Annotated in this window: 31 protein-coding genes and 1 other annotated feature; of the genes, 29 read left to right on the forward strand and 2 right to left on the reverse strand. The window is 54.8% G+C overall.

The genetic code is table 11. The features are described from left to right. The first annotated feature begins 84 nt into the window (after nt 1-84). The 4 genes from mltG (at nt 85) to FD38_RS11145 (ending at nt 2,966) form a co-directional block, all read left to right on the forward strand. Nucleotides 85-1,221, forward strand: coding sequence for an endolytic transglycosylase MltG (gene mltG, locus FD38_RS11130; RefSeq protein ID WP_371862769.1), 1,137 nt, complete (start codon nt 85-87; stop codon nt 1,219-1,221). A gap of 12 nt (nt 1,222-1,233) precedes the next feature. After that, nucleotides 1,234-1,908 (forward strand): uridine kinase, encoded by a 675-nt coding sequence (gene udk / locus FD38_RS11135; protein ID WP_057734229.1) that lies wholly within the window; start codon nt 1,234-1,236, stop codon nt 1,906-1,908. 94 nt (nt 1,909-2,002) lie between these two features. Then, the gene (greA, locus tag FD38_RS11140) at nt 2,003-2,479 is read left to right on the forward strand and encodes a transcription elongation factor GreA (RefSeq protein WP_057734399.1); all 477 of its coding nucleotides are present in this window, start codon (nt 2,003-2,005) and stop codon (nt 2,477-2,479) included. A 184-nt stretch (nt 2,480-2,663) separates the two neighbouring features. Next, nucleotides 2,664-2,966: a HesB/YadR/YfhF family protein gene (locus tag FD38_RS11145; RefSeq protein ID WP_057734231.1), complete on the forward strand. Its 303-nt coding sequence runs from the start codon at nt 2,664-2,666 to the stop codon at nt 2,964-2,966. 72 nt (nt 2,967-3,038) lie between these two features. Here FD38_RS11145 and FD38_RS11150 read toward each other — a convergent pair whose 3' ends face one another. Then, on the reverse strand, nt 3,039-5,672 hold the full coding sequence (locus tag FD38_RS11150; protein ID WP_057734233.1) for a YfhO family protein: 2,634 nt from the start codon (nt 5,670-5,672) through the stop codon (nt 3,039-3,041). Nucleotides 5,673-6,138: 466 nt separating this feature from the next. Between FD38_RS11150 and FD38_RS11155 the strand changes: the two genes are divergently transcribed. The 7 genes from FD38_RS11155 (at nt 6,139) to FD38_RS11180 (ending at nt 11,671) form a co-directional block, all read left to right on the forward strand. Next, nucleotides 6,139-8,250, forward strand: coding sequence for a peptidoglycan D,D-transpeptidase FtsI family protein (locus FD38_RS11155; protein WP_057734236.1), 2,112 nt, complete (start codon nt 6,139-6,141; stop codon nt 8,248-8,250). Nucleotides 8,251-8,376: 126 nt separating this feature from the next. After that, complete coding sequence (rpmG, locus tag FD38_RS12710; protein WP_081721478.1) at nt 8,377-8,526, forward strand: 50S ribosomal protein L33; 150 nt, start codon at nt 8,377-8,379, stop codon at nt 8,524-8,526. 216 nt (nt 8,527-8,742) lie between these two features. Further along, nucleotides 8,743-9,282 carry a 5-formyltetrahydrofolate cyclo-ligase gene (locus FD38_RS11160; RefSeq protein ID WP_057734238.1) on the forward strand — a complete coding sequence of 180 codons (540 nt, stop codon included), beginning with the start codon at nt 8,743-8,745 and terminating at the stop codon, nt 9,280-9,282. Nucleotides 9,283-9,370: 88 nt separating this feature from the next. Continuing rightward, complete coding sequence (locus FD38_RS11165) at nt 9,371-9,979, forward strand: rhomboid family intramembrane serine protease (protein WP_186811330.1); 609 nt, start codon at nt 9,371-9,373, stop codon at nt 9,977-9,979. A 43-nt stretch (nt 9,980-10,022) separates the two neighbouring features. After that, a complete protein-coding gene (locus FD38_RS11170) occupies nt 10,023-10,253 on the forward strand; it encodes a YqgQ family protein (RefSeq protein WP_057734241.1) in 231 nt (76 codons plus the stop codon). A 4-nt stretch (nt 10,254-10,257) separates the two neighbouring features. Then, complete coding sequence (locus tag FD38_RS11175) at nt 10,258-11,229, forward strand: ROK family glucokinase (RefSeq protein WP_057734243.1); 972 nt, start codon at nt 10,258-10,260, stop codon at nt 11,227-11,229. Nucleotides 11,230-11,260: 31 nt separating this feature from the next. Further along, a complete protein-coding gene (locus FD38_RS11180) occupies nt 11,261-11,671 on the forward strand; it encodes a rhodanese-like domain-containing protein (RefSeq protein WP_083485350.1) in 411 nt (136 codons plus the stop codon). Between the two features lie 71 nt (nt 11,672-11,742). Here FD38_RS11180 and FD38_RS11185 read toward each other — a convergent pair whose 3' ends face one another. After that, nucleotides 11,743-11,922 carry a DUF3042 family protein gene (locus FD38_RS11185; RefSeq protein ID WP_057734247.1) on the reverse strand — a complete coding sequence of 60 codons (180 nt, stop codon included), beginning with the start codon at nt 11,920-11,922 and terminating at the stop codon, nt 11,743-11,745. 181 nt (nt 11,923-12,103) lie between these two features. Here FD38_RS11185 and miaA point away from each other — a divergent pair, with 181 nt between their 5' ends. The 18 genes from miaA (at nt 12,104) to FD38_RS11275 (ending at nt 25,934) form a co-directional block, all read left to right on the forward strand. Beyond that, a complete protein-coding gene (miaA, locus tag FD38_RS11190; RefSeq protein ID WP_057734249.1) occupies nt 12,104-13,021 on the forward strand; it encodes a tRNA (adenosine(37)-N6)-dimethylallyltransferase MiaA in 918 nt (305 codons plus the stop codon). 121 nt (nt 13,022-13,142) lie between these two features. Next, nucleotides 13,143-13,529: a MerR family transcriptional regulator gene (locus FD38_RS11195; protein WP_057734251.1), complete on the forward strand. Its 387-nt coding sequence runs from the start codon at nt 13,143-13,145 to the stop codon at nt 13,527-13,529. A gap of 44 nt (nt 13,530-13,573) precedes the next feature. Beyond that, on the forward strand, nt 13,574-14,914 hold the full coding sequence (gene glnA / locus FD38_RS11200; RefSeq protein ID WP_057734253.1) for a type I glutamate--ammonia ligase: 1,341 nt from the start codon (nt 13,574-13,576) through the stop codon (nt 14,912-14,914). Nucleotides 14,915-15,136: 222 nt separating this feature from the next. After that, nucleotides 15,137-16,015 (forward strand): hypothetical protein, encoded by an 879-nt coding sequence (locus FD38_RS11205; protein ID WP_057734255.1) that lies wholly within the window; start codon nt 15,137-15,139, stop codon nt 16,013-16,015. Then, nucleotides 16,008-16,949, forward strand: a complete 942-nt coding sequence (locus FD38_RS11210; protein ID WP_057734257.1) for a hypothetical protein — start codon at nt 16,008-16,010, stop codon at nt 16,947-16,949. The genes FD38_RS11205 and FD38_RS11210 overlap by 8 nt, the downstream gene beginning before the upstream one ends. 11 nt (nt 16,950-16,960) lie before the next feature. Further along, the gene (locus FD38_RS11215; protein WP_057734259.1) at nt 16,961-17,503 is read left to right on the forward strand and encodes a dUTPase; all 543 of its coding nucleotides are present in this window, start codon (nt 16,961-16,963) and stop codon (nt 17,501-17,503) included. 131 nt (nt 17,504-17,634) lie between these two features. Then, nucleotides 17,635-17,713 (forward strand) — a sequence feature (ribosomal protein L21 leader region). Between the two features lie 20 nt (nt 17,714-17,733). Beyond that, nucleotides 17,734-18,042 carry a 50S ribosomal protein L21 gene (gene rplU, locus FD38_RS11220; RefSeq protein ID WP_057734261.1) on the forward strand — a complete coding sequence of 103 codons (309 nt, stop codon included), beginning with the start codon at nt 17,734-17,736 and terminating at the stop codon, nt 18,040-18,042. 30 nt (nt 18,043-18,072) lie between these two features. After that, nucleotides 18,073-18,411 (forward strand): ribosomal-processing cysteine protease Prp, encoded by a 339-nt coding sequence (locus tag FD38_RS11225; RefSeq protein ID WP_057734263.1) that lies wholly within the window; start codon nt 18,073-18,075, stop codon nt 18,409-18,411. Nucleotides 18,412-18,430: 19 nt separating this feature from the next. After that, nucleotides 18,431-18,730 (forward strand): 50S ribosomal protein L27, encoded by a 300-nt coding sequence (rpmA, locus tag FD38_RS11230; protein ID WP_011667706.1) that lies wholly within the window; start codon nt 18,431-18,433, stop codon nt 18,728-18,730. A gap of 95 nt (nt 18,731-18,825) precedes the next feature. Then, on the forward strand, nt 18,826-19,890 hold the full coding sequence (locus FD38_RS11235) for a M24 family metallopeptidase (protein ID WP_057734265.1): 1,065 nt from the start codon (nt 18,826-18,828) through the stop codon (nt 19,888-19,890). Between the two features lie 77 nt (nt 19,891-19,967). Further along, nucleotides 19,968-20,528, forward strand: coding sequence for an elongation factor P (gene efp, locus FD38_RS11240; RefSeq protein ID WP_057734267.1), 561 nt, complete (start codon nt 19,968-19,970; stop codon nt 20,526-20,528). Nucleotides 20,529-20,576: 48 nt separating this feature from the next. Further along, the gene (locus tag FD38_RS11245) at nt 20,577-21,017 is read left to right on the forward strand and encodes an Asp23/Gls24 family envelope stress response protein (RefSeq protein WP_057734269.1); all 441 of its coding nucleotides are present in this window, start codon (nt 20,577-20,579) and stop codon (nt 21,015-21,017) included. Next, nucleotides 21,014-21,460 (forward strand): transcription antitermination factor NusB, encoded by a 447-nt coding sequence (gene nusB, locus FD38_RS11250; RefSeq protein ID WP_057734272.1) that lies wholly within the window; start codon nt 21,014-21,016, stop codon nt 21,458-21,460. The genes FD38_RS11245 and nusB overlap by 4 nt, the downstream gene beginning before the upstream one ends. A gap of 317 nt (nt 21,461-21,777) precedes the next feature. Beyond that, nucleotides 21,778-22,644: a bifunctional 5,10-methylenetetrahydrofolate dehydrogenase/5,10-methenyltetrahydrofolate cyclohydrolase gene (locus FD38_RS11255; RefSeq protein ID WP_057734274.1), complete on the forward strand. Its 867-nt coding sequence runs from the start codon at nt 21,778-21,780 to the stop codon at nt 22,642-22,644. Between the two features lie 49 nt (nt 22,645-22,693). Continuing rightward, entirely contained in the window at nt 22,694-23,983 is a 1,290-nt protein-coding gene (gene xseA / locus FD38_RS11260) for an exodeoxyribonuclease VII large subunit (protein WP_235806475.1), read from the forward strand. Continuing rightward, on the forward strand, nt 23,976-24,221 hold the full coding sequence (locus tag FD38_RS11265) for an exodeoxyribonuclease VII small subunit (RefSeq protein ID WP_057734278.1): 246 nt from the start codon (nt 23,976-23,978) through the stop codon (nt 24,219-24,221). The genes xseA and FD38_RS11265 overlap by 8 nt, the downstream gene beginning before the upstream one ends. Next, nucleotides 24,211-25,122, forward strand: a complete 912-nt coding sequence (locus FD38_RS11270) for a polyprenyl synthetase family protein (RefSeq protein ID WP_057734280.1) — start codon at nt 24,211-24,213, stop codon at nt 25,120-25,122. Before FD38_RS11265 ends, FD38_RS11270 begins: the two co-directional genes overlap by 11 nt. Further along, complete coding sequence (locus FD38_RS11275) at nt 25,119-25,934, forward strand: TlyA family RNA methyltransferase (RefSeq protein WP_057734282.1); 816 nt, start codon at nt 25,119-25,121, stop codon at nt 25,932-25,934. Before FD38_RS11270 ends, FD38_RS11275 begins: the two co-directional genes overlap by 4 nt. The last annotated feature ends 83 nt before the right edge of the window (nt 25,935-26,017 follow it).

A 26,017-nucleotide genomic window follows, 5' to 3' on the forward strand; every position in this document is an offset into this window, starting at 1 on the left:
TGTCAAAGTGGGTCTTGCCGGTTTTCGTCAGCCCCGAAGTTCTGTATAATGTAGAAGACTATGGCAGAGAACGGAGGAAAAAAGTTGGATAATGGCACGGATCCTACGCCTACTCGTCAGTCCAAAGGGCCCAAGCGCAGTTCGTTTGGCCGGCGGATCATGGTGGGTGTGGCCAGTTTATTAGTCATTTTAGCAGTGGCGATTGGTATTTTCGGGTATCAGTATTTCCAATCGGCGTTAAAACCCTTAGATACCAGTAACGATAACGTGGTACAGGTCCACGTACCGATGGGGGCCACGTCGAATAAGATCGGACAGATCTTACAAGACAAGAAGGTGGTCAAGAGTGGGATGGTCTTTAACTACTACGTGAAATCCCACAAATTCACGAACTTTCGGGCGGGGTACTACCAGTTGAAACCCTCGATGACGCTCAACACGATCGCCAAACGGTTACAACTTGGTGGGTCGGCTGAACCGATTCAGAGTACGGCCGGTAAGGTCTTAGTCCGCGAGGGGGAGACGGTCGACCAGTTAGCCGCCGAGATCCCGATTCAAACGGACTTCACCAAGAAGGAATTCCTGAGTCTGATGAAGGACCAGACCTTCTTTAACCAGTTGGCCGCCCGGTACCCGCAGTTACTGAGTTCGGCCAAGCAGGCCAAAAACGTCCGGTATCGCCTAGAAGGTTATCTGGCACCCGCCACGTATCAGGCCGGCAAGAAGATGACGTTAAAGCAACTCATCACGGCGATGGTGGCCAAGACGGACCAGAACTTACAGCCGAGTTACAAGACCATCAAGAAGCAAAAGCTGACCGTCCAGGAGACGCTGACGCTGGCTTCGTTGGTCGAACGCGAAGGGGTCAGTCAGACCGACCGCGATAAGATCGCCGGGGTCTTCCTCAACCGGATCGACGCCAATATGGCGCTCCAATCCGATATTGCCGTGCAGTACGCGTTGAAGACCACCAAGAAGAACCTGACTTACAAGGACTTAAAGGTCAAGTCGCCGTATAACCTGTACATTCATACGGGTTACGGGCCCGGACCGTTCGATAGCCCGAGTGTCTCTTCCGTCAAGGCGGTGCTTCATCCCGCGGCACGGAGTAAAAATTACTACTACTTCATTGCGAATACCAAGACCGGGAAGGTATACTTCTCGACCACGTATGACCAGCATCAATCATTAACCAGTTCACTAGCAAGCGATAATAAGTAAAGGACGGCGACAGTGTTGGCAGATAAGAAACGACCGATCATTATTGGGGTAACCGGGGGTTCCGGTAGCGGGAAGACGACCGTTAGTCGGGCCATTTTCAATCAATTAGTGGGTCATTCCATCATGATCTTACAGCAGGATTCCTACTACAAGGATCAAGCGGACATGACCATGGAAGAACGTAAGGCGGTCAACTATGACCATCCCTTGACGTTTGATACGGACTTACTGATTACGCAATTGAAACAACTCTTGCGGTACGAACCCATCGAAAAACCGGTTTACGACTACAACTTGTTCACGCGTAGTGACAAGACGATTCACCAGGAACCCCGCGACGTCATCATCTTGGAAGGAATCTTGATCTTAGATGACGAACGGCTTCGCGACCTGATGGACATCAAGGTCTTCGTCGATACGGATGACGACATTCGCATCATTCGGCGGATCCAACGGGACATGAACGAACGGGATCGGTCCCTGGAATCCATCATCGGGCAGTACCTGAAGACGGTCAAACCCATGTACCATCAATTCGTGGAACCCACGAAGCGGTATGCCGACATTATCGTGCCCGAGGGGGGCGAAAACCAAGTCGCCATCGACCTACTGGTCACGAAGATTCGGGCGATCCTGGAAGCTCACGGGAATAAAGAAGTCTTTGACAATCAAGATACCACCATTTAAGATGGGGGAGTCAGCACTGGCGGGTAAACGCCAGCAACGTGACGGTCAAGTGACCGTTAACTAAAAAATTAAAGGTGTAAAAGGGGTGGCCATTGTGGCAGAAGACAAAATGTATCCAATGACTGAAGAAGGTAAGGAGAAACTGCAAACCGAACTGGAAGATTTAAAGACGGTTCAGCGGCCAAAGGTCATCGAACGAATCAAGATTGCCCGGTCTTACGGGGACCTTTCGGAAAACTCCGAATACGAATCCGCTAAGGACGAACAAAGTATGCTGGAAACCCGGATCAGCACGGTGGAACGCATGCTGCAGTACGCCCAGATCATCGACAACGATGGGACGGACAAGGACGAAATCTCCGTGGGAAAGAAAGTGACCTTCAAGGAACTTCCCGACGAAGATCCCGAAGAATACACCATCGTGGGTGCGGCGGAAGCCGACCCGATGGCGGGGAAGATCTCGAACGATTCACCCATCGCCAAGGGCCTGTTAGGTCACCGGGTGGGTGAAAACGTCACCTTCCCGACGCCCGGCGGAGACATGACCGTCGAAGTCTTAAAGGTTGAATAGGCCCGATTAACGGGTAAAGGGGTCGGCAGCGTGCCGGCCCCTTTTTGTGGCTCGTGATTTTAACGTGTCAGCAATTAAATTGTTAGCAATTAAATGGAGTGTTCCACTTGTCAAAGCGCCCCCAAACATGGTATAAAGGGAACTGAAAACGGATTCACAGTCTGGTTAAGAGGAGCATAACATTATGAAGATTACGGTAACGGATGCAGCAAGCAAGTGGTTCCGCGAAGAAATGGGCATGACGGGACGGGGAATTCGCTTCTTTGGCAAGGTCTACGGGAAGACGCCCGTGCACCAAGGCTTCTCGTTGGGGATGACCCCCGACGATGCGCCCCGTGATCCCGTGGTCACCGCCAAAAAAGACGACGTGACCTACTACATTACCGAGGGGGACGAATGGTTCTTCGTGGGGTACGACCTCACGGTGGACTACGACCCGAAGACTGACGGTCCAACTTATATTTATACCGAAAACGGCGAACTTTAGCCCAAACAAAAACGCGAGTACACTGACTGTGCTCGCGTTTTGACGTTCTATGAGATTCTAAAGCGTTGCAGCTTAACGGCGTCGCCGGACGCTCACCAGCCACCAACCGCAGACGAGCAGCAGGGTAGCGCCACTGATGATCAGTCCGAGGTTCAGGAACGGCGGCCAGTAGGCCAGGGTGACGTGGTTGGTGCCCGGCCGTAATTTAACGGCGGTAAACATCCCCACGGTCTTGTAGGTCTTGGCCGCATGACCGTTCACGGTCGCGTGCCAGCCCTGAGAATACGGGATGGACGTGTTGAGCACGGGGGACTTAGCGGTGGCCGTCACGGTCCCGCTAAACTTGCGGTTCGATTGTTGCGTCAGACGCCATGGGTGTTGCTTCAGTTGGGTGGTGGCCTGCTTTAAGCGGGTGGTATCCAGGCGGTACAACGTGAAGTTTTGTAACCACAGGGAGCCCTTCTTGAGCTGAATGGTCAGCTTGATGGACTGGCCCTTGGCGTGGTCGGCGGCACTGACGATCACGGTGTTCCGGTAGGTGGGGTATTGGGCCAACGACTTTCCGTTCAGTGTGAAGGTCGCGTTTTGCGGATTGACCGTGGAACCCATGGTCAGGTAGTACGCGGCGTTGTCCTTGGGTTTAAAGGTCAACGTGATGCTGCCGGGCTTCAGCAGGTCCTTCTTCTGCAACATGGCCCCGGTGATCTTACTTTGCTGGTTGATGTTTTGGAAGGCGACTTGGTTGAAGTTTTCCGCCGTGAAGAGGTGCTGGTCCTGCGAGTTGCCGGTCAGGGCGGCCAACCAATTAGCTTGGTACTGGGCGGGATCGGCCGTGGTGTTCTTTAGCGTTAAAATCTGGTTGCTAGCCGCGTAGCCCATCGGCAGGGCGTACGGGTTTTGGTACCGCGTTGCCCAGTGGTCCTGTCCCACGATTCGGTAATCGGCCAGGTCGGCCTTGTTACTGGAGGCGGGGAGCATGCTGGAACCACTCAGGGCCCCGGACAACTGCTTATCCTTGAAGTAGTATTTCATATTCAATAGGGAATCGGTCAGTAGCGTCCCGTTGCTGTACTCGACGAAGCCGTCGCCGTCGGGGACCCCGATGTGGCCCATAAACGTCGGCGTGGCTTTCGGGAGCGCCGAGGAGAAGACGGAGCCACCGTTAAAGCCGGTCTGAAAGGCGTCGCCCTTGGTCCGCAGGAAGGTCTTGCCGATGCGGTAAAAGCCCTTGTCGGCCTGCTGGGTCTTATTGACCAGCCGCTGGAGTTCGGCGGTATAGTTGCCGTATTCGGACTGGGAGACGTAACTGATATTATTTAAGTCTAAATACGCGTTGGTCGTGACCTCCGTGACCCCGATGACGAAAATCATCAACGGGTAGGTCCAGTGCTTCTTGAACGGGAAGGTGGCTAGCATCAGGGCGAAGACCACGAACAGGATGCCTAACCAGAACTGGTTGGGTTTCAGGTACTTAAAGGCCTTGAGATTGGTTTCCACGTAGTAGCAGCCCAGCGCCACCACCAGGGTCACCAGGCTAATGGCGATGGGTCCCGGCCGAAAGTCGAGCGTCAGCGTCTGCGCGGCGAGCCAAATCAGCCAGAAACAGATCACAAACGAGAACCGGTAGGGGTACCAGACGGGAAATTGGCCCGCGTGCCACAGGAGGTCTAAGGGCTGGACGCACGTCGAGAGGGCCAAGAAGACGGTCACTACGCCGGCGGCCAGGCGACTCCGGAGGGCCACGCGCCGGTCGACGAAGAAGAACAGCGCCCCCAGTAGGGCCAAGGCCCCGATGAAGATGTTGGCGGGACCGCTGGGCATCTGGTCGAAGTTAAAGGACCCCAAGAAGAACTTGGACAGGGTCTTTAACGGGAAGAATTCGAAACGCCACTTGAAGGTCTGCACGGTGTATTGGGCCTTGCTTTGGGTCAACGACCACCAGGTGGGCAGTAGGACCGCGGCCGCCAGGGCACCGCTGACTAGTGAGGCCAACGCGAACCGTCCCGTCTGAACGGCTAAACGGCGCCAGGTTGTGAATTTATCGGCGGCCAGCCAGATGAAGGCCAAGATCAGAAACAGGCAGATCATGTAGGCCATGTAGTAGTTGACCACCAGCATGATGGGCAGCCAGACGATGTAGGGTTTCCAGTGGCCGGTCGTCATGAGCTGGATGAGGCCGTAGAAGATCAACGGCAACAGGACCAACGCGTCGAGCCACATGATGTTGAGTTGGTTGGCGATGGCCCAGCCCATCAGAGCGTAGGCGGTGGCAAAGGTGATCGCCATTAAGCCGTCTTGCTTGGTGACCTTCAGGAGCAGCCACCCGAAGCTGAGGCCGGCAAGACCGTATTTTAAAACGGTGATCAGGAAGATCCCGCTGGTCAGCGAGGCCCCCGGGAAAAATAATAAGAGCAGATTCAACGGACTTAATAGGTAGTAGGCCCAGTTACCGACCATTTCGCCGCCCAGCCCGTTACTAAAGGAATAGAAAATCGCACTCGGGTCGTGCAAAATGGTGCGGCGTAAGTACGCAAAGAAATCCACGTATTGTTGCCCTAAATCGACGGTGAGCAGGCTGCTCGACCCAAAGGGGGCCATCTGCCGGTAGGCAAAATAAACCGTCATAATGATCAAAGGCGTGAGGAAGGCCCCCCATAACGTCCATTGTTTGGGTGTCAGGGCCCAACGTCGTTTCTTTTTTGGCAATGTTAGCCACCTCAATCTTTAGAAATTATAAAAGGTTCCTAGCGAACCTGTACATTTGGCTTTCAATTACCTAGAATAGCATAGAATCCGTTAAGGACCTACCAACGGCAGTTTACAACTTGTTAAAATCGGTGACTGCGTCTGCGTTCGCGGTGAAGTTCACTGCAACGCGGCGACTAACGCCTAGCTCACCGGTCCGCTAAGCCCCCGACCGTCCGCCATCAGCGGCGGCGTTGGTAAGGTGGCCGGCGCATCTAGGTGTTGCCGAAGAAGCTAAAGATTCGGTTAAGCTTCATTTATGCTAGGCTGATGTGTCTTAATTTAAGCAAAATGGTCCCCTGATCACCTTTTCTGCGCCCGGCTGAGGGGGACGATGTAAAGATTTTGATTAAATTCCGACGGCAGGATAGTGGACTTTGTCGAAGTTTGGTAAAATAGGAGCAGTACAATAAGGAGCAGAGCTGTTGTGAAGAATTTTTATAATCGCGTTAGTAACCGCAACCGACAATCGCGGGGCCCGCAAAAGTCCTCGATTCCGTTCCGGTTAAACTTTCTTTTCATTATTGTTGCCCTGTTATTTGCGGCGCTGATTGGTCAGTTGGCGTATCTGCAGGTGATTCATGGTGCGCAATTCAAGGCGGTCGTGAACCAAACGGATACCACCATTGAAACCACTAACGTCCAACGGGGGATGATTTACGACTCCAACGGAAAGGTCTTAGTCGGTAACCAGGCTCACCAGGCCATTGCGTACACCAAAGGCGTTAACGTCTTATCCACGGATATGTATACCATCGCGAACCGGCTTGGGAAGTATTTGACGGTGTCGACCAGCTCCCTGACGCCCCGGCAGTCGATTGATTACTATTTGACCAATACCAAGAATTTGGCTGCCGTGGAAAAGAAGATTCCGAACATCAAGCAGTATTCGACGACGGAACGGTACAACAAGGCGTTGAGTTATTTGGAAAATGACTCGTCGTTTAAGTTGACCGCCACGCAGAAGAATGCGGCCGAAATCTTCGCAAAGATGAGTGGCGCCTATGCGTTATCGACCACCTACATCAAGGATTCTAACGTTTCCAGTCAAGAAATCGCTCAGATTGGGGAACATTTATCCGAGATGCCGGGGATCAAGGTCAGCACCAGTTGGTCGCGGAACTACCCGAACGGAACGTCGATCAAGTCGATCATCGGGACGGTCTCTTCCGAAAAGACCGGGTTGCCTAGCGACGAAATCAATCAGTTGTTAGCCCAAGGGTATTCCCGAAACGACAGTGTGGGACAATCCTACCTGGAGAAGGAATACGAATCCGTCTTGCGCGGAACTAAGGCCGAAAAACAGGTTGAAGTGGCGGGGAACAATACCATCACCAAGGAAGTCAAGAAGTACGGTGGGCAAAAGGGGGACAACCTCCAATTGACCATTAATTCGACCTTCCAGAGTCAGCTGCAAAAGCTGGTCCGTTCGGCGGAATCTAACGCCGGTGGGTATTCCACGGGGACCTACGCGGTCGTGATGAACCCCAATACCGGGGCCGTCATTGGGATCGCCGGAGTCGACCGGAATCCCTCGACCGGGAAACTGACCGATAATGCGCTGGGAACCATCAACAGCGACATCGTCATGGGGTCCGTGGTCAAAGGGGCCATGGTCTCCGGGGCCTTGATGTCCGGGGTCATTACACCGGAAAACAACACGTTGACCGATGAAGTGATCAACGTTGGGGGCGTCAAGAAGTCTTCCTGGTTCAACCACAGTGGGAGTGCTAACATTTCCGTGGATGCACCGACCGCGCTGGAAGTCTCGTCTAACTCCTACATGATGCAACTGGCCATGAAGGAAGCGGGCTTCAAGTATTCCGCCGGGGCGGCGCTGAACATGAGTACCAAGGCGTTCAGCATCGAACGGGGGTACTTCAACCAGTTCGGGCTCGGGGTCAAGACGGGCATCGACCTGCCGGGTGAAAGTACCGGGCTGGAAGGGTCCAGTTCGCGGACCAACATCGGGAGTGCCTTGGACTTGTCCTTCGGGAACTACGATGCCTACACCACCATGCAGGTGGCCCAATACATGTCCACGGTGGCCAACGGGGGAACCCGGATTGCGCCGCACGTGGTTCAAGCGATTCGGGGCACCACGTCCGATGGGAAGTTGGGCACGGTGAAGTCCACGGTCACGCCGAAGGTCTTAAACACCATCGACATGACGGCGGCCGAGAAGAAACTGGTCAAGGAAGGGCTCTATGACGTGGTTCATGGGACCAACACCTACAAGACCGGGGCCGAATTGGCATCGATCTCGCCGGGCATCTCCGCCAAGACCGGGACGGCCGAAACCTACTACAAGGGTCACTCGACGGTTACCCTGAGTTTGGCGTCCTACGCACCATCGAACGATCCACAGGTGGTCGTGGCCTTAGCCATGCCGAACTTGAGTACCAGCGACGAAGATAACAACATGAAGCTGGCCAAGCAGATCTATTCCGCCTACTGGAAGACGGTGCAGTCGACGTCAACGTTGACTAACCCAACCAAGGCCACGACGGCGGGATCCGCCCAGAACACGGCGGGTTAAACGCCTGTAAAGTAATTTTCCTTAACATTATTTGGATAAGGGCTGGTAATTATGGCCGATTAATGGTAATATATTACGAGTTAAGGCTCAAGCCTGTAATTCTGAACAAGTTGGGAGGTTACCCACATGCGTGTCCACATCACTTTAGAATGTACGGAATGCCACGAACGCAATTACTTATCCAGCAAGAACCGGCGTAATAACCCGGACCGGGTAGAATTCAAGAAATACTGCCCTCGCGAACGGAAAGTAACGTTGCATCGTGAAACTAAGTAAGAGGTACGGGCGAAAGTCCGCACCTTTTTTTGTGCGAATTTTTAACCGGTTGGGGGTGGCTCCCGCACGACCGGTCGGAAAAACTCACGGGGTAGCGCTGCCAAGTCAGTTGCTATTCTGACGGGAGCCGGGTAGTATCGAAGGTAAAAGTGACAAGCGGGGGGCTAAAAAGCTTGCAACGTTTGTCCCATGATTTTTTTAAAGGAGGTGGCGGACATGGATAAAGCCACGTTACGCCAACAAACGATTCAGGCGTTAAGTCAGATGCCAGCCGACCAACGGCAGGCGGCCAGTGAGCGGCTCTATCAGGCTCTATGGACCTCGCCGCAGTGGCGGGCCGCCCAAACGGTCGCCACGACGCTCAGCAGTGCTATCGAGCTCAATACGCAGCCCATCATCGCCCGCGCCCAAGCGGAGGGTAAGACGGTGGCGGTGCCCCAGACGCGCCCGCACCGGCAAATGGCGTTTCGGCCGTTGACGGCCACGACCACGCTCATGACCACCAAATTTGGCTTACAGGAGCCTCAGGACGGCCCCATCATCGCACCGGCGGACTTCGATTTGATCGTGGTCCCCGGACTAAAATTTGCGACCACGGGGGAACGCTTAGGCTTTGGTGGTGGGTACTATGACCGCTACCTCCCCCAAACGACGGGGTATAAGGTCGCCCTAGCGCTACCGGCCCAGCAGGCCAGTCAGCCCAGTTGGCCGGTCGAGGACTTTGACGTGGTCTTAGACGCGGTATTGAACGCATAATGAGGGGAGTTTTTGGGTGACTAATCTGCAACGACGCTTACGACAATTGAACCAGACCCCGTTTATCACGGTCGGCCTGATCATCGTGATGGTGGTGGTCTATCTGGCCATGACGCTGGCCGGCGGCAGTACCAACGTGAACGTGTTGATCGCGTTCGGGGCCAAAATCAACGTGTTGATCCAACAGGGACAGTGGTGGCGCTTGATCGCCCCCGTCTTCTTACATCTCGGGTTTACCCACATCTTAATGAACATGATCACGTTGTATTTCGTGGGAATCCAACTGGAGGCCGCCTTCGGCCATTTACGATACTTGGGGATTTTCTTGCTGGCCGGCGTGGGTGGCAACATTGCCAGCTTCTGTTTTTCGGACAGTCTGTCGGCCGGGGCTAGTACCGCGATTTTCGGCCTCTTTGGCGCCTTCTTGATGCTGGGGGAATCGTTCTGGCACAACGCCGTGATTCGCCAGCTAGCCAATACGTTTCTGGCGTTTATCGTGATGAACTTGGCGTTTGACCTCTTCACCCCGGGCATCGACTTGGCGGGCCACGTGGGGGGCCTGGTCGCCGGCTTTTTGGCGGCTTACTTGATGGGCGTGCCGAGAATTGGTAAAGTTAACCTGGTGAAACGGCTCATCGCCACCGTGGTGTTATTTGGCGGCTTCATTTGGCTGTATCTTCACGGAATGGCGCAGTAATTTTGCAAAATGTATCGTGCAATTTGACGGAGGTTGTGGCACAATGAGAACGTTATATGATGTTCAGCAGCTACTTAAAAATTTTGGTATTTATGTGTACGTCGGCAAGCGTATGTGGGACATTGAGGTCATGGCGTTGGAGTTAGATCACCTGCGGCAAGCAAAGGTGGTCGATGAACCGACCTTCGTTCAGGCCAAATTGGTCCTCACGCATGAACACCGAATCGAGGAACAACGGGCAAGAGATCAACACCAATCCATTGGAGGGATTTAGAATTATGGCACGGAATTTAATTGGGATCGATTTAGGTGGGACCACCACCAAGATGGCCTTTATTGCGGTCGACGGGGAAATCCTGGCGAAGTGGAGTATTCCGACGGATACCAACGACGACGGCAGCCACATTATTCCTAACATCATTAAATCAATCAACGAACACATCACGAGTTCGGAATTTAGTAAGGCCGATTTTCTAGGCATCGGCATGGGCGTGCCCGGGCCGGTCGACATTGAAAATGGAACCGTTCTCTTTGCGGTCAACCTGAACTGGAAGACGCGCCAACGGGTCCGCGACCAAATCCAAGAAGGCTTGGGCTTACAATTCGTCTTGGACAACGATGCGAACGTCGCCTCACTCGGTGAATACTGGAAGGGTGCCGGCGAAAAGGACGAAGACGTGGTCTTTGTCACGCTCGGCACCGGTGTCGGCGGTGGGGTCATCGCCGGCGGTCGCCTGTTACACGGGGTCAACGGTGGGGCCGGCGAACTCGGGCACGTGACCGTCCAACCGAACGGGTACCTGTGTAACTGTGGGAAGCGCGGTTGTCTCGAACAATACGCGTCCGCTACGGGGATCGTGCATGTCGCGGCCGACATGGCCAAGGACTTCTTGGGCACGTCGCGCTTAAAGGAAATGGAAGATAATCAGGAAAGCATCACGTCCAAGATGATCTTCTATTTGGCCGACAACGGCGACATCCTAGCCAACCAGGTGGTCGATCGGGTGACCTACTACCTCGGGTTAGCCCTGGCCAACGTGGCCAACATCTTGAATCCAGCCAACATCATTATCGGTGGGGGCGTTTCCAACGCGGGGAACACGTTGTTACAACCAACGACGCGTTACTTCCAGGAAAACGCATTTCCTGCTGCCCGGGACACGACCAAGTTGCGGTTAGCGCAACTGGGGAACGATGCCGGGGTCATCGGGGCCGCCTCGTTAGCGTTACGGTTCCAAAAAACTAATTAAGCACTAGCTGTTAAGGAAGGACGATTTTGTTTTGGTAATTGCAGTTTCCGGGTGGACGATTTACACCATCATCTTGATTTTGATTTTAGTAGCTTGGGGCGGTTGGCAGCTCAGCACCATCATTCGCCGCAACCGCGTCGCTACGCTGATTGACGAAAAGACCTTCCAGGAGGGCATGCGGAAGGCCCAAGTCATTGACTTACGGGAAAAGAAGGATTTTGATGCTGGTCACATTTTGGGTGCCCGGAACATTCCTTTTTCCACGTTTGCCGCCTACCACACTCAGTTGCGGCCGGACTTGCCGGTTTACCTCTATGATCAGGGGAAATCGTTGAGTACCCGGGCCGCCATCACGCTGGGGAAGGACCACTTTAAGGAGATTTACATCTTAAAGACCGGCTACGCGCGTTGGGAAGGTAAGACCAAAAAAACGAAGTATTAATCGTCAAAAAGGGATCATGACCGCGGAGATAGTGGTCATGATCCCTTTTTAACTGGCCTAAAACTGAGCGCTTAGTAGCCGTGGTGTGCGGAATGGCTCTTCCGGTTAGCCTTTTTCCGGTTTTCTTCGAACCGGGCTTCTTGATCTTCGATCGGTTGAACGACCTTTTTCTTAAAGGAGAACACGGCACCGGCAACGGCACTCGCGGTGGCAACGACGCCAAATAAGAATCCCTTGGTAAAATGCTTCATGGTCAGAAGACCCCTTTCGTGGAGAGAGTTAGTTATCCGCTTCCATTATGCAAGGTTCTCAGAAAAATAGCTAGTGATTTAGCTTTGCGCCCCGGAAAAGTTCGGGGCCTGAGAAATTTCCCGGCAGAAGGGGAAAACCTATGGTAACCTTAGCTTAGCAGTCAACGAGGAGCGACGAATTATGGAAAAAGTGTTAGCCATCGTGGGTCCAACGGCGGTCGGCAAGACCGCGTTGGCCATCGAATTGGCCCAGAAATTTAACGGGGAGATCATTTCCGGGGACTCCATGCAGGTCTACCGGCACCTGGACATCGGCACGGCCAAGGCCACCCCAACCGAGCAGCAACAGGCGCCCCATCATCTGATCGACGTGTGTGACGTGACCCAACAGTTCACCGTGGCCCAGTTCGTGGCGGCGGCCCGGCCACTGATCACGGCCATTACGGCCAGGGGCCACCTGCCGATCATTGCCGGGGGGACCGGGTTCTATCTGCAGGCCCTGTTTGACGGCCTGGCGTTGGGGGCCGATGCGCCCGGTGATCCGGCCTTACGGGCCCAACTGCGCGCCGAGGCCGAAGCAACCGGTCCGCAAGCCTTGTGGGCCCGGCTACAGCAGCTGGATCCCGTGGCCGCCGCGAAGATCCCGCCGACCAATGTGCGCCGGACCGTGCGCGCGTTAGAAGTTATCCAGGTCACGGGGCAACTTTTCTCCCATCAGCAAAACGGGGGCCCGACCTACGACGAACGCTACTTAGCCTTGACCACCGACCGTCAATTGCTCTACCGGCGAATTAACACCCGGGTGGACGGAATGGTCCAAAGTGGTCTACTTGACGAAGTTCGGTGGTTGGCCCAACAGGGGGGCGCCGATTTACCGGCCGCCAGCGGCATCGGCTACCGGGAATTGCTCCCGGTCCTCGATCAACCCGAACGACTCCCCGCGGCCATCGCGCGGGTCAAGCAGGATTCGCGGCACTACGCGAAGCGGCAGCTGACCTGGTTCAAACACCAGACCACCGCGGTTTGGTACGATTTGGTGCAACATCCCGACCAACGGCAGGCAATCGATCAGTGGGTGGCCCAGTGGTTGACCCATTAGTTCTTACGATTAACTAAAGATTGCCGGAATTCCACCGTGGATGTCACAAAACGTAACATCATGTCTTGACTCCCTTCGGTGGCGTGGTATGATATCGGTATAGTTGAAGGGGGCCGGTAAGTTGAAAGGAAAAGAACTCCGGCGGTCGCTTGCCGTGTTGCCGATCGGGACCGTTATGAAATTGACGAGTCTCACGGCCCGGCAGATCCGCTACTACGAAGCACAGGGGTTAGTGACCCCGCAACGTAACGACGGCAATCGACGAATGTATTCGCTAAACGACGTTGACCGGTTGTTAGAAATCAAGGATTACCTCGACGACGGGGTGAACGTGGCGGGCATCAAAGCCATCTACGACCAACAGGCCAAAGCTGCGGCCGCGCGTAAAGCGGCGCAGGAACGGCCACTCACGGACGCGGACGTTCGCCGCATTTTGCAAGATGAGTTTATTCGTCAGGGCGGCTTAGGGCACACCCAAAACGGCTTAGATCAACGCCGACCTCTATAAGTCATGGATACTTGGGCATAAAATTTTGATAGGGAGCGATTCGAATGGCAAAACCGGCATTCACCAAGGATGATATTCGACAGATGGCCAAAGACGAGGACGTCAAGTTCTTACGGCTGATGTTTACGGATTTATTCGGCACGATTAAGAACGTGGAAGTCCCAATTAGTCAATTAGGGAAGTTACTGGACAACAAGCTGATGTTTGATGGGTCGTCCATCGACGGCTTCGTCCGGATTGAAGAAAGTGACATGTACCTGTACCCCGACCTGTCCACGTGGATGATCTTCCCGTGGAGTACGGAACGGGGCAAGATCGCGCGGGTCATCTGTGAAGTCTACACGCCGGATGGCAAGCCGTTTGAAGGCGATCCGCGGAACAACTTGATCCGGGTCTTAGCCGACATGCGCAAGGCCGGCTTCACCGACTTTAACATCGGGCCCGAACCAGAATTCTTCCTATTCAAGATGGATGAAAACGGGAAACCGACGACGGAATTGAACGATAAGGGCAGTTACTTCGACATGGCCCCGATGGACTTAGGGGAAAATTGCCGGCGAGAAATCGTCTTGACCCTGGAAGAAATGGGCTTTGACGTGGAAGCTGCGCACCATGAAGTGGCCCCTGGCCAACACGAAATCGACTTTAAGTATGCGGATGCCTTAGCGGCGGCCGATAACATTCAGACCTTCAAGCTGGTGGTCAAGACCATCGCCCGGAAGTACGGCTTGTACGCGACCTTTATGCCGAAGCCGTTAGCCGGCATCAACGGGTCCGGGATGCACTTGAACATGTCGCTGTTCCACGACAAGGGCAACGCCTTTTACGACGAAAAGGGGAACATGCAGCTGTCCGAAGATGCGTTCCACTTCCTGGGCGGGTTATTGAAGCACGCCCGGAGCTTCACGGCCATCTGTAACCCAATCGTCAACAGTTACAAGCGGTTAGTGCCCGGCTACGAAGCGCCCGTTTACGTGGCTTGGTCCGGCTCCAACCGGTCCCCACTGATTCGGGTCCCAAGTTCACGGGGCTTGTCCACGCGGTTGGAACTACGGAGCGTTGACCCGGCAGCTAACCCTTACCTGGCGATTGCCGCGGTCCTGGAAGCCGGCTTGGACGGCTTACGGAACAAGTTAGCGCCTCAAGAAGCCGTAGACCGGAACATTTACCGGATGGACGCCGAAGAACGGCAAGAAAACCACATCACCAACCTGCCAGATACCCTGCACAACGCGTTGAAGGACTTGGCGGCCGATGAGGTCATGCGTAACGCGATGGGCCACCACCTCTACCAAAGCTTTATCGAAGCCAAGAACCTGGAATACAATTCCTACCGGACGCAAGTTTCCGAATGGGAACGCGACCAGTACCTGGAACTGTACTAATCCCGCGTCAAAACTTAAAACTAGTGTCACCCAACCGTTGGGAACCCTCGGGTTCTCAACGGTTTTTTGGGAAATTCCGGGCCATCAAAGCGATTATAAAAAAAGTATTGTTTTTAACCAAAATTCGCGCAAACTGCTTTATTCTCCGCGTTTTTTTGGTAACATAAACGTATAACCAATGTTCACGGCAGTGCCTAAGAACACGAGAATGAGGGATAATTCATGGAAAATCAAGAACAGCAAGCAAGTGCTGCCGACGTCTTAACCCAGGCAATCGCCAACAAACTCGATTACTTGAGCACGTTACAGGCAGCGGTTCAACATGGTGACGACCGGCAAGTGTACGAATTGCTTGACCAGGCCCGTTACTATCAGGAAATCAAGAAAACCCGCGCCGCAAGAACCGTTAACCATTTAGCCGAATTGGTCGATAACATTCACCCGCAGATCAGTCACTATCTGAGCGATAACCTGATCGACTACCTGGGTCACGTGTACCCGTTCTTCTACTACGAAGAATACACGACCGGGCGGTTCCACATTTACTTTGGGAACTGGTGGGACCGGCGCTTATTCGGGGATTTGGACGTGGTCAACGTCCGGTTTAACTTCGACAAAACGGAATATCAAAAATTACAACGCTCGTTTGAACTGGAAGCCCAACACCAACGGTTGAACACCGCCAAGATCGAGCAGATTTCTAGCGAAAGCGAAGCCTTACAGAAACTGATGGACGCGCAGTCCGTGCGGGATAACCAGAAGACCCAGTTGCGCGAACAGCTCAAGGAAAACAGCCAAAAGAGCAGTATGCCGTGGGATACCAGTAAGATCAAGGACGAACGGCAACAAATCGTGGATCAGCTGACCGAATTGGCCGACCAAGACGAAAAGGCCTTAAACGCCCACAAGGCCATCAAGGAAAACGACGACAAGATTTTGGTCCTCTCGAAGGAAGACACCATCTTGAACTACGAAAAGCAGAGTATTCGGGATGCCTTTGACGACTTCGAACACTTCGAAGCGCACAACCAAAGTCTCTACGCGGACTACCTGAACAGCTTGATTGGCAAGAGTGAAGGCGGGGTGAAGACGAATGATTAACGAAAATGATCCGTCGACTTTGACCACGAGTGGTCGGTTGCTCAACTACAACGAAGCCATTAAGAGTGGCCTGGAGACGGGCCTAACGTTTACCAAATTAATGGACCAGTTGATCAAGACCCACGACGCCGACGAATTAGTCGCGGCCGCCACCCAGCTGGCCGACTTTAAGTTGGATTCGGATTACGTGACCTTCCCGCACCAGTACAGTAACGCGGATTATTACCTGTTGTTCATGTCCCGGATGTTGGAACTACACGACCAGGGCAAGCACGTGATGGTCCAATCCCGCGACCACCACGAGGAACTGACGCAGCAATTAACGCCGTTGGGTGACCGGGGGACCTTTAGTTTTCGGGTGGAGACCTCCGAAAACGGGGGCGTCTTTTACCGGGAACGGGCAACGGGACAATCCTTGTTCTACCTGAACCTCGAGCGGAAGATGTTTCGGTTCAATAGCCACGCGTTGACCCAGTTGTTCATCATTGATCTGCACGACACGGTGCCCGCCGATACGGTCAAGGCGTCCGTGCAGATCCTCGTCGACTTTGCCCGGTACCTGAAGGAAGACTACGGGTATTCCGTGGACTTTAACGTGCTAGACGCGGCCAACCAGCAAAACTACGCCGTGCGGTCGGCTGATTTGCCGGCGGGCGTGGTCGACCGGTTGTTCGTGGCGGCGGCCAAGAACGACTACATGTTGACCAACGGCGTGAACGGCAACGGCGCGCAGATTCAACTCGACAAAAACGTGGTGGTCGATATCTTCAATAACCAGCTGGAAGGTCAGCCGGAATGGGTCTTAACGGTCCACGACGACGACCAGAAGGTTTCCTGGTTCGATATCTTATTGCGTTACCCGTTCATGCGGGACTGGTACTTAGAAAACCTCGACGATTTGGAAATCGTGTCGGATCCGTTGATTTTTAGCTAGGAGGAATTGACGTGTTACAACTTGCTAAATTGGTCCAGCAATCGATCGCGCTAGACGAGCAGATCACCCAGGAACGTGACATCGAGCTCTCCCGGCCGCGACAAATCGAAAACGCCTACGTGGCGCTGGACGTTGAACTGGCCGAGGTGGCCAACACCTCCGAATGGTTCAAGGTTTGGAAGACCCACCGGGGGAAGGCCGATGCCGGCAAGACGGCCAGAGAAACGCTATTGACCGAATACACGGACGCGTTGGACTTCTTCTTATTAGTGGCGGCCAAGAAGACCTGGACGCATTTGGTCATGTTGACCGAAGAAGACCTGATGACGCTGGAGAAGAGTCGGCCGGCCAAGGACCTCGACCAACAATACTTAATTTTAAAACGCATGCTATTTAACAGTCATTTTGACCACCGGCAGGACGATTATCGGCACGCTTGGCGCCTGTTCCTCAAGTGGGGGTTCGTCGATTTAGGCTTCAGTCAAGACGAAATCCAGGCGGCGTACGAAGCCAAACGGCAGGTCAATTTAGACCGTCAAGCGTCGGATTACTAGTGACAACAGGTCGGGACGGACGCCCCGACCTGTTTTTGGCTGGGTGAGTAGTGGAAAATCGCCGTTTCAAAATAATCCTTGACAACCTCAGGGGTTTCCAGTACAATTTTCATGTTGTATTTGTGGACTTCCCACAGCTGCAACCGCTCGGAACAAGCTCCTAAGTACCGGGAAACCGGTCACTTGTCTTCGGCGAGTCTAAGTCTTTAATTATAAGGAGGTGCACATAGATGTACGCAATTATCGTAACTGGTGGTAAGCAGTACAAGGTCGAAGCAGGCCAAGCTGTTTACGTCGAAAAGTTAAACGTTGAGGCCGGCGCTAAGGTCACTTTTGACCAAGTCGTTTTTGTCGGCGGCGAAACGCCAAAGATTGGGATGCCAACTGTAGATGGCGCAACTGTTACCGGGACTGTTGAAAAGCAGGGTCTGGAAAAGAAGGTTGTCACTTACAAGTACAAGCCAAAGAAGGGCCAACACACGAAGAAGGGTCACCGTCAACCATACACCAAGGTTGTCATTGACGCCATCAACGCCTAAAGCCTAAAGTTTAAAAGGGAGCGAGTCCGGATGATTCACGCTACGATCCATCACGGATCCGATCGAATCGATTCATTTCAAATCACTGGCCACGCCGATGCCGGCGAATATGGTCAGGACATCGTTTGTGCCGCAGTTTCGGTGCTTGCGATCACGACCGTCAACGGGTTACAACGAATCGCTAAGATTCCGGTCACCGTCGATAATCGTGATCAGGCGGGAGGCTTTCTGGAAGTTCACCTGCCACCAAAGCTGGAAGCAACGGCTGAACTTAAGGGACAAACGTTACTCCAGAGTTTTGCGGATGGATTACGGGACGTCGCGACTAATTATGAAGACTTCGTTACCTTTAACGAGGTCACCGAATAAACCTACGGGGGTGAATCAAATGCTGATGAACATGAACTTACAATTCTTCTCTCACCATAAAGGTGGTGGGTCCACTGCTAACGGTCGGGACTCTGCTGGTCGTCGTCTTGGGACGAAGGCTGCCGACGGTTCGACTGTAACCGGTGGTTCAATCCTTTACCGTCAACGCGGAACGCACATCTACCCAGGTGTCAACGTTGGTCGCGGTGGTGACGATACGTTGTTTGCCAAGGTTGCGGGCGTCGTTAAATTCGAACGCTTAGGCCGGGACAAGCGTCAAGTATCCGTTTACCCAGTTGCCGAAGAAGCAGCTAAATAATCACGAGGTTTTCCTCGTACGACTGAAGAGCTTGAGGCGAGACCAATTCGCTTTGAGCTCTTCTTTTGCTTCACAACCTTGAGGAGGGATGTACGATGGCAGAACGCATTGCGCGGTTACGCGCCCAGTTCACGGCTTTGAGTATCGACAGTTTCTTGGTTCAGGCCCCGAGTAATCAGCGGTATCTGGTGGGGACCAGCGTGTTGCCCGGCGACGGGTACCTACTGGTCACGGCCAACCGGGTGGTGTTCATCACCGACGCGCGGTATCAAACCGAGCTGAGCACCACGATTCCGGACGTGCCGTTGGTGATCACCCGCAATTACCTGCAGGCGGTCAACGACGTTTTGCAGGCCGATCACGCCACGGTCTTGGGGTTAGAAGACACGCTAAGCTTACGGGAGTTCGCCTGGCTAGACGAACACCTCACGGCCGATCCGGTGCCCCTAGCCAACGTGGTGGACCACTTACGGCAGATCAAGGAACCTGACGAACTGGCGGCCCTTAAAAAGGCCACGGCGTTAACCAGCCAGGGGGTTCAAGCCTTGTTTAAAGTCCTGCGTCCCGGGATGACGGAACGCGCGGCCGCACTGTGGTTGACCCGGTGGATGCAAGACCACGGCGCCAGCGGGGAGAGCTTCCCCACCATCGTGGCCAGTGGCGTCCGCTCGGCGTGGCCCCACGGTCAGGCCAGCGATAAGGTGTTAGCGGCTCACGAACTGGTCACCATCGACTGCGGCTTCTACGTGGACGGGTACACCTCTGATCTGACCCGCACGGTGGCCCTGGGCGATCCCGGCACCTTTCTTAAGCAGGCCTACCAAGCCGTTCAAACGGCCCAAGAGACCATTAAGGCGGCGGTCCGGCCCGGTGTGACGGGCGGGCAACTCGATCAGCTCGGCCGCGATTACCTGACCGCTCAGGGGTACGGCGACGCTTTTATCCACGGGACCGGCCACGGCATCGGGCTGGACATCCACGAAGGTCCGAACATCGGTCGCAACTGGCCGGACGTGTTGGCGGAAAACCAGGTCGTGACCGTGGAACCGGGCGTGTACTTCCCGAATCAAGGCGGGATCCGCATCGAGGACGATTTACTGGTGACCGCTGACGGCCACCGGGAACTGACCACGGTGCCCCGGAATTTAATTATCTTGTAAACTAACCCCCTGTCTTGCTTTTTAGGGGGAAGAATTGATATTATAAAGAAGACATCTTTTAGGAGGCTGACAATATTATGGCAATTTCTACTGCTAATTTTAAAAACGGTTTGACCATCGAAGTGGATCACGCAATCTGGCGGATCTTGGAATTCCAACACGTTAAACCAGGTAAGGGTGGCGCGTTCGTTCGGACGAAGCTGAAGAACTTACGGACCGGTGCCGTGCAAGAAAAGACCTTCCGGGCCGGCGCTAAGATGGAACAAGCGGACATCCAAACGCGCAGCATGCAATACCTGTACGAAGACGGCGACAGCCGGGTCTTCATGGACACGGACAACTACGAACAAATCTCCGTTCCCGACGAAAAGATCAAGGCCCAACTCCCATTCTTGCAAGAAAACATGAACGTGGACTTGGTTCAATACAATTCCGAAGTCTTGGGGATCGACGTGCCCAATACGGTGGTCTTGGAAGTTGCTTCGACGGAACCAAGTATCAAGGGGAACACGGCTTCTGGTGGCTCCAAGCCAGCAACCATGACCACGGGCTTAGTCGTTCAAGTGCCGTTCTTCGTTAACCAAGGCGACAAGTTATCCATCAACACCCAAGACTCGACCTACATTTCACGGGCCTAGGGGTTATCTGGCTGAACCAAAGTTTAACCTGTAAGGGAGGGTCAACGAATGGCAGAAGATACGAATATCATTTTAGAATCAAAGGAACCGGCCTTGGGGAAGATTGAAGTCGCGCCACAAGTGCTTGAAATCATTGTCGGCATTGCGGCTAGTCAGACCGAAGGCGTTGCGCGGATGCGGGGCTCTTTGGCCAATAGTGTCAACGAACTCTTTGGACGTAAGGAACACGGTAAGGGTGTGAAGTTGACGTTTGATGGTGATGAACTCGCCGTGGACGTCTACGTTTACTTGAATTACGGTGTCGCCGTTCCCAAGGTTGCTTTAGCCATTCAAGATAGCGTGAAGCAACAATTGTTGTTCATGACGGACCTTGACTTGCGTGAAGTCAACGTTCACGTGGAAGGCGTCATTCCCGAAAAGACGGCGCAGCAGGTCGATCCTGATCACCTGTTCAACCAGCCAGATGAAGGAGACAGTGAGCAATCGTGACACTTACACGACATCAAATTCGGGAGCGGGCGTTTCAGATGCTATTCGCCCTCAATGCCAATGGCGACGCCGATCAAGAGGCGTTGTACCAGCGAGTATTAACGGACGACCCCGACCAGATTGTGCCGGTACCCGACTACCTGCAAACGTTAGTGACCGGGGTCTTAGACCACCAACGGGAACTGGACGCGCAGATTGACCAGTACCTGAGCGCAGGTTGGCAACTGCAACGGATTGCGAAGACCGATTTGGTCATTTTACGCATGGCCTTTTTCGAAATCGACCACGTCGAAGCTGTGCCGAACCGGGTAGCCGTCAACGAAGCCTTGGAATTAGCCAAGAACTTCAGTGACGACCGGTCCCGCCGCTTCATCAACGGGGTCTTGGCCCATACGTTGGACGATGACGAGGCAACCGGCTCGTCGGACGACGCACCAGCCTAACCTTAGGATTTAACCGAACGACCACCGCCAAACGCGGTGGTCGTTTTTGCATTCGCTTTATTTTGCGCCGCGGCGGGGGACCCATGGTTTTCCGGGAAGAACGCTAGGGCATTTCCGGGCAAATATGCTAAAATTGAGCTATGACTTTGGCGAATGCCCCAGGAGTTGTTCCTGATAGCCGCTACCTATGACAAGTAGTTGGCAGATTCAATTAAGTCGTCCCGTGAATCGGGGGTACACTGGACCTAATCGCATCTGGCGGATAACGGCAGGCCCGTTACCGCGTCAATTTTAACCATAATGGGGGAGTTCGCAACATGACAACGATTATCGATGGAAAGCAACTTGCACGCACACTCAACGCCCAAACGCGTGACCGGGTCGCCCGGTTGGCGCAAACGGGCGTGGTCCCGGGATTGGCCGTGATCATCGTGGGATCGGACCCCGCGAGTTCCATTTACGTGCGCAATAAGCACCGCAAGGCGGGCCAACTGGGGATTCGCTCGGTGGTCCGGGAACTCCCCGAAACCATCACCCAAACGGAACTCCTCGCCGTGGTGGCGGCCTACAACGCCGACCCCACGGTACACGGAATCTTAGTGCAGTCGCCACTACCGGCCCACCTGAACGAACGGGCCATCTTTAACGCCATCGATCCAGCTAAGGATGTCGACGGCTTTCACCCGTTGAACACCGGTCGGCTCTTCGGCAATCTGCCGGGGCACTACCCGGTCTCCTGCACGCCGCAGGGCATCATGACCATGCTCAAGAGTCTCCACCAGCCCCTATCCGGCAAACGCGCCGTGGTCGTGGGCCGGAGTAACATCGTGGGGCGGCCGATGAGCGCGTTACTGTTAAACGCGGACATGAGTGTGACGGTGACCCACCGGCACGACCCACAAATCAGTGAGCTGACCACCATGGCCGACGTGCTGGTGGTGGCGACCGGGGTGGCCCACCTGATCAAGGCTAAGGACGTCAAGCCGGGCGCCATCGTGATCGACGTGGGCATGGACCGCGGCGCCGACGGCAAGTTGACCGGCGACGTCGACTTTGAAGCCGTCAAGGACGTGGCCAGCGCCATCTCGCCGGTTCCCGGTGGGGTGGGTCCCATGACCATCGCAACGTTGATGCAACAAACGGTTGATTTATGTGAGTGGAGTGAGCAACGTGGCAACAACTGATTACTTAACGGTCACAGCGTTGACCCAGTATTTGAAACGTAAATTTGATATGGACCCGTACCTGGGCAAGGTCTATTTGACCGGTGAAATCTCGAACTTCCGGTTACGGCCGCACGCCCACCAGTACTTTAGTCTCAAGGACGACCACGCCAAGATTAGTGCCATCATGTTTCGCTCGGCGTTTGAAAAATTAAAATTCACCCCGGAGACCGGGATGAAGGTCCTGGTGGTCGGCCGCATTTCGTTGTACGAACCCAGTGGCAGCTACCAGATCTACGTGGAACGCATGGAACCCGATGGGGTCGGCCAACTCTATCAGGCCTACGAACAACTGAAAAAACAATTGTCCCAAGAGGGGCTGTTTACGGCGCCCAAGCGGCCGTTGCCCCGGTTTCCCAAACGCATCGCGGTGGTGACCAGTCCCAGTGGGGCCGTGATCAGAGACATCATCACCACGACGCGGCGGCGCTATCCGATCGCCCAAATCGTGTTGTACCCGGCGCTGGTTCAGGGCAACGAGGCAGCGGCCGACATCGTCCGACAGATTCAACGGGCGAACGCCAACGGCACGTTTGACACCCTGATCATCGGTCGGGGTGGGGGGTCCATCGAAGACCTCTGGCCGTTTAACGAGGAGGCGGTGGCCCGCGCGATTGCGGCCAGCCAACTGCCCGTGATCTCGTCGGTCGGCCACGAAACGGACACCACGATCGCCGATCTGGTGGCCGACGTGCGGGCCGCGACGCCCACTGCGGCGGCTGAACTGGCGGTGCCGGTCCTCAGCGACGAACTGGTCAAGCTCCAGCAGCAACGCACCCGCCTGGTCAACGCGATGGCTAACCGCATCAAATTCCAGCAGGAGCGGCTCAATCAGCTACTCAGCGCCTACGTGTTCCGGCAACCCCAGCGCTTGTACGAAACCTACGTGCAGCGCTTGGACCGGGCCCAACAGGGACTGACCCAGCAGATGCACACGCAATTGCAGACCTGGCAGCAGCGCACCCAGCTGGCCCAACAGCGGTTGACCAGCCAGTCGCCGTTACCGCGGATCCACCAGGCCCAACAAACGGTCCAGCAGACCCAAGCGCGCTTACAGACCGAGATGCGCCGGTATCTGACGGCCCAGGAGACCCACGTGGCCCAGCTAGCCAGCGGCCTAGATTATTTGAGTCCCTTAAAGATCATGAGTCGCGGGTACAGCTACGTGACCCAAGACGACCAGATCATTCGCCAGACGGCGGCGTTGAAGCCGGGCCCCGCAACGATTCATTTGAGCGACGGGACGGCCAGTGCGGAGATTAAGACCATTACACCAGCAACGGAGGAAAATCATGACTGAACAACAACCAACCTTTGAAGAAAACTTGAGTACCTTAGAAAACATCGTGGCCCAATTGGAAAAGGGCGACGTCCCGTTGGAACAAGCCTTAGCCCAATTTCAAAAGGGCGTGGCGTTAAGCAAGGACCTCCAGACCACGCTGCAGGACGCCGAGAAAACGTTGACCACCATGATGACGGACGACGACCAAGAAGTGCCGTTTGAAACGCCACAAGGGGGCGCTTCGGATGCCAAGTAAGGCCCGTCAACGCCTCAGTGACTTTGAACAACTCTGGGTGCCGCGGTTGAACGCGCCGCTGGCGGCCGCCGTCAGAGAAGACACCACGGACGCCCGGTTAGCCGACGCGATGACCTACTCGTTATTGGCGGGAGGCAAACGCTTGCGGCCGTTACTCACGGTGGCGACGTTGACCACCGTGGGCGGTACCTTTGATGAGGAGCGCGATTGGCGGCCCGTGATGGCCTTAGAGCTGTTGCACACCTATTCGCTGATTCACGACGACCTGCCCGCGATGGATAACGATCCGTTGCGGCGGGGCGAACCCACCAACCACATGAAGTTCGGGGCGGGGATGGCCACGTTGGCCGGTGACGGCCTGTTGACGCTAGCCTTTCAGTGGCTAACGGCCACGGCGCTCCCGGCTAACGTGCAGGCGGCGCTGGTGAGTGGCCTGGCCCACGCGGCCGGGCCCAACGGGATGGTGGCCGGCCAAGCGCGCGACATCCAGTCCGAACACGTCGATCTGCCGATGGCCCAGTTGCGGACCCTGCATAAAGAAAAGACCGGGGCGCTGCTGCACTACGCGGTCCAGGCCGGGTTGATCTTGGGCCGGGTCTCGCAGGCACAGTGGGCACCGTACTTACGGTTCGCCGACGCCTTCGGGCTAGCCTTTCAGATCTACGACGATATCTTAGACGTGGTCGCCACGCCCGCCGAACTGGGCAAGGCCACGCAAAAGGACGCCGGCGAGGCCAAGAACACCTACCCGGGGAAACTCGGCTTGGTGGGGGCTAACCAGGCGTTGATCGATACGATTGCGACGGGTCAGGCCGCCTTAGCGGACTTACCGGCCGATCAGGACGCCACGCTGTTGGCCGCATTCTTTAGTTACTTCAAGACGGATCGGGTGCAGAAATGAAAAAGAAACGAGTTGCGGATTTATTAGTGGAACAGGGCCTCTACGAGAACCTCGATGACGCCAAACGGGCCGTGATGGCCGGTGAGATTTTGGGCAATAACGAAGAACGGTTGGACAAGCCGGGGTCGCTGGTGCCCATCGACACGGAACTGCACCGCAAGGGTCACCCGTTGCCCTACGTGTCGCGGGGCGGGTTCAAGTTGGCCAAGGCCCTCGAGGTCTTTGGCATCGACGTGACCGATCGGGTGGTCTTAGACATCGGATCGTCGACCGGCGGCTTTACCGACGTGATGCTCCAAAACGGCGCGAAGTTGAGTTACGCGCTGGACGTTGGCAGTAACCAGTTGGTCTGGAAACTCCGGCAGGACCCCCGGGTCATCGTGATGGAGCATACCAATTTTCGGTATAGTAAGTTGAGCGACTTTACTCACGGTCAACCGGCGTTTGCCTCGATCGACGTGTCGTTTATCTCGCTGAAAATGATCTTGCCACCACTGAAGGCCATTTTAAAGGTCGGTGGTGACGTGGCTGCGTTGATCAAGCCCCAGTTCGAGGCGGATCGCGACCAGGTCGGCGCCCACGGCATCGTCCGCGACCGCGCCGTACACGTGGCCGTGGTGCAAAGCATCATCGACTTTGCTCTGCAGACCGGTTACAGCGTTTTAGGCTTAGACTTTTCGCCCATCAAGGGGGGCGAAGGCAACATCGAATTTTTGATCCACTTACGCTCGGTTGATAAAAATGCAGTTTGTGCGCATAACGTTTCGGTGGAACAGACCGTAACGGCAGCCTATGAGCGCCTGAAACAATAGACTATGAGAAAATTATGAGAATATGCTTTCCAATTCCTTAGTGCTGGTATATGATAGGTTTATGCATTTTTTAGCAGCTAAGG

The sequence above is a fragment of the Levilactobacillus zymae DSM 19395 genome (genome assembly GCF_001434115.1).
Taxonomy (GTDB): Bacteria; Bacillota; Bacilli; order Lactobacillales; family Lactobacillaceae; genus Levilactobacillus; species Levilactobacillus zymae.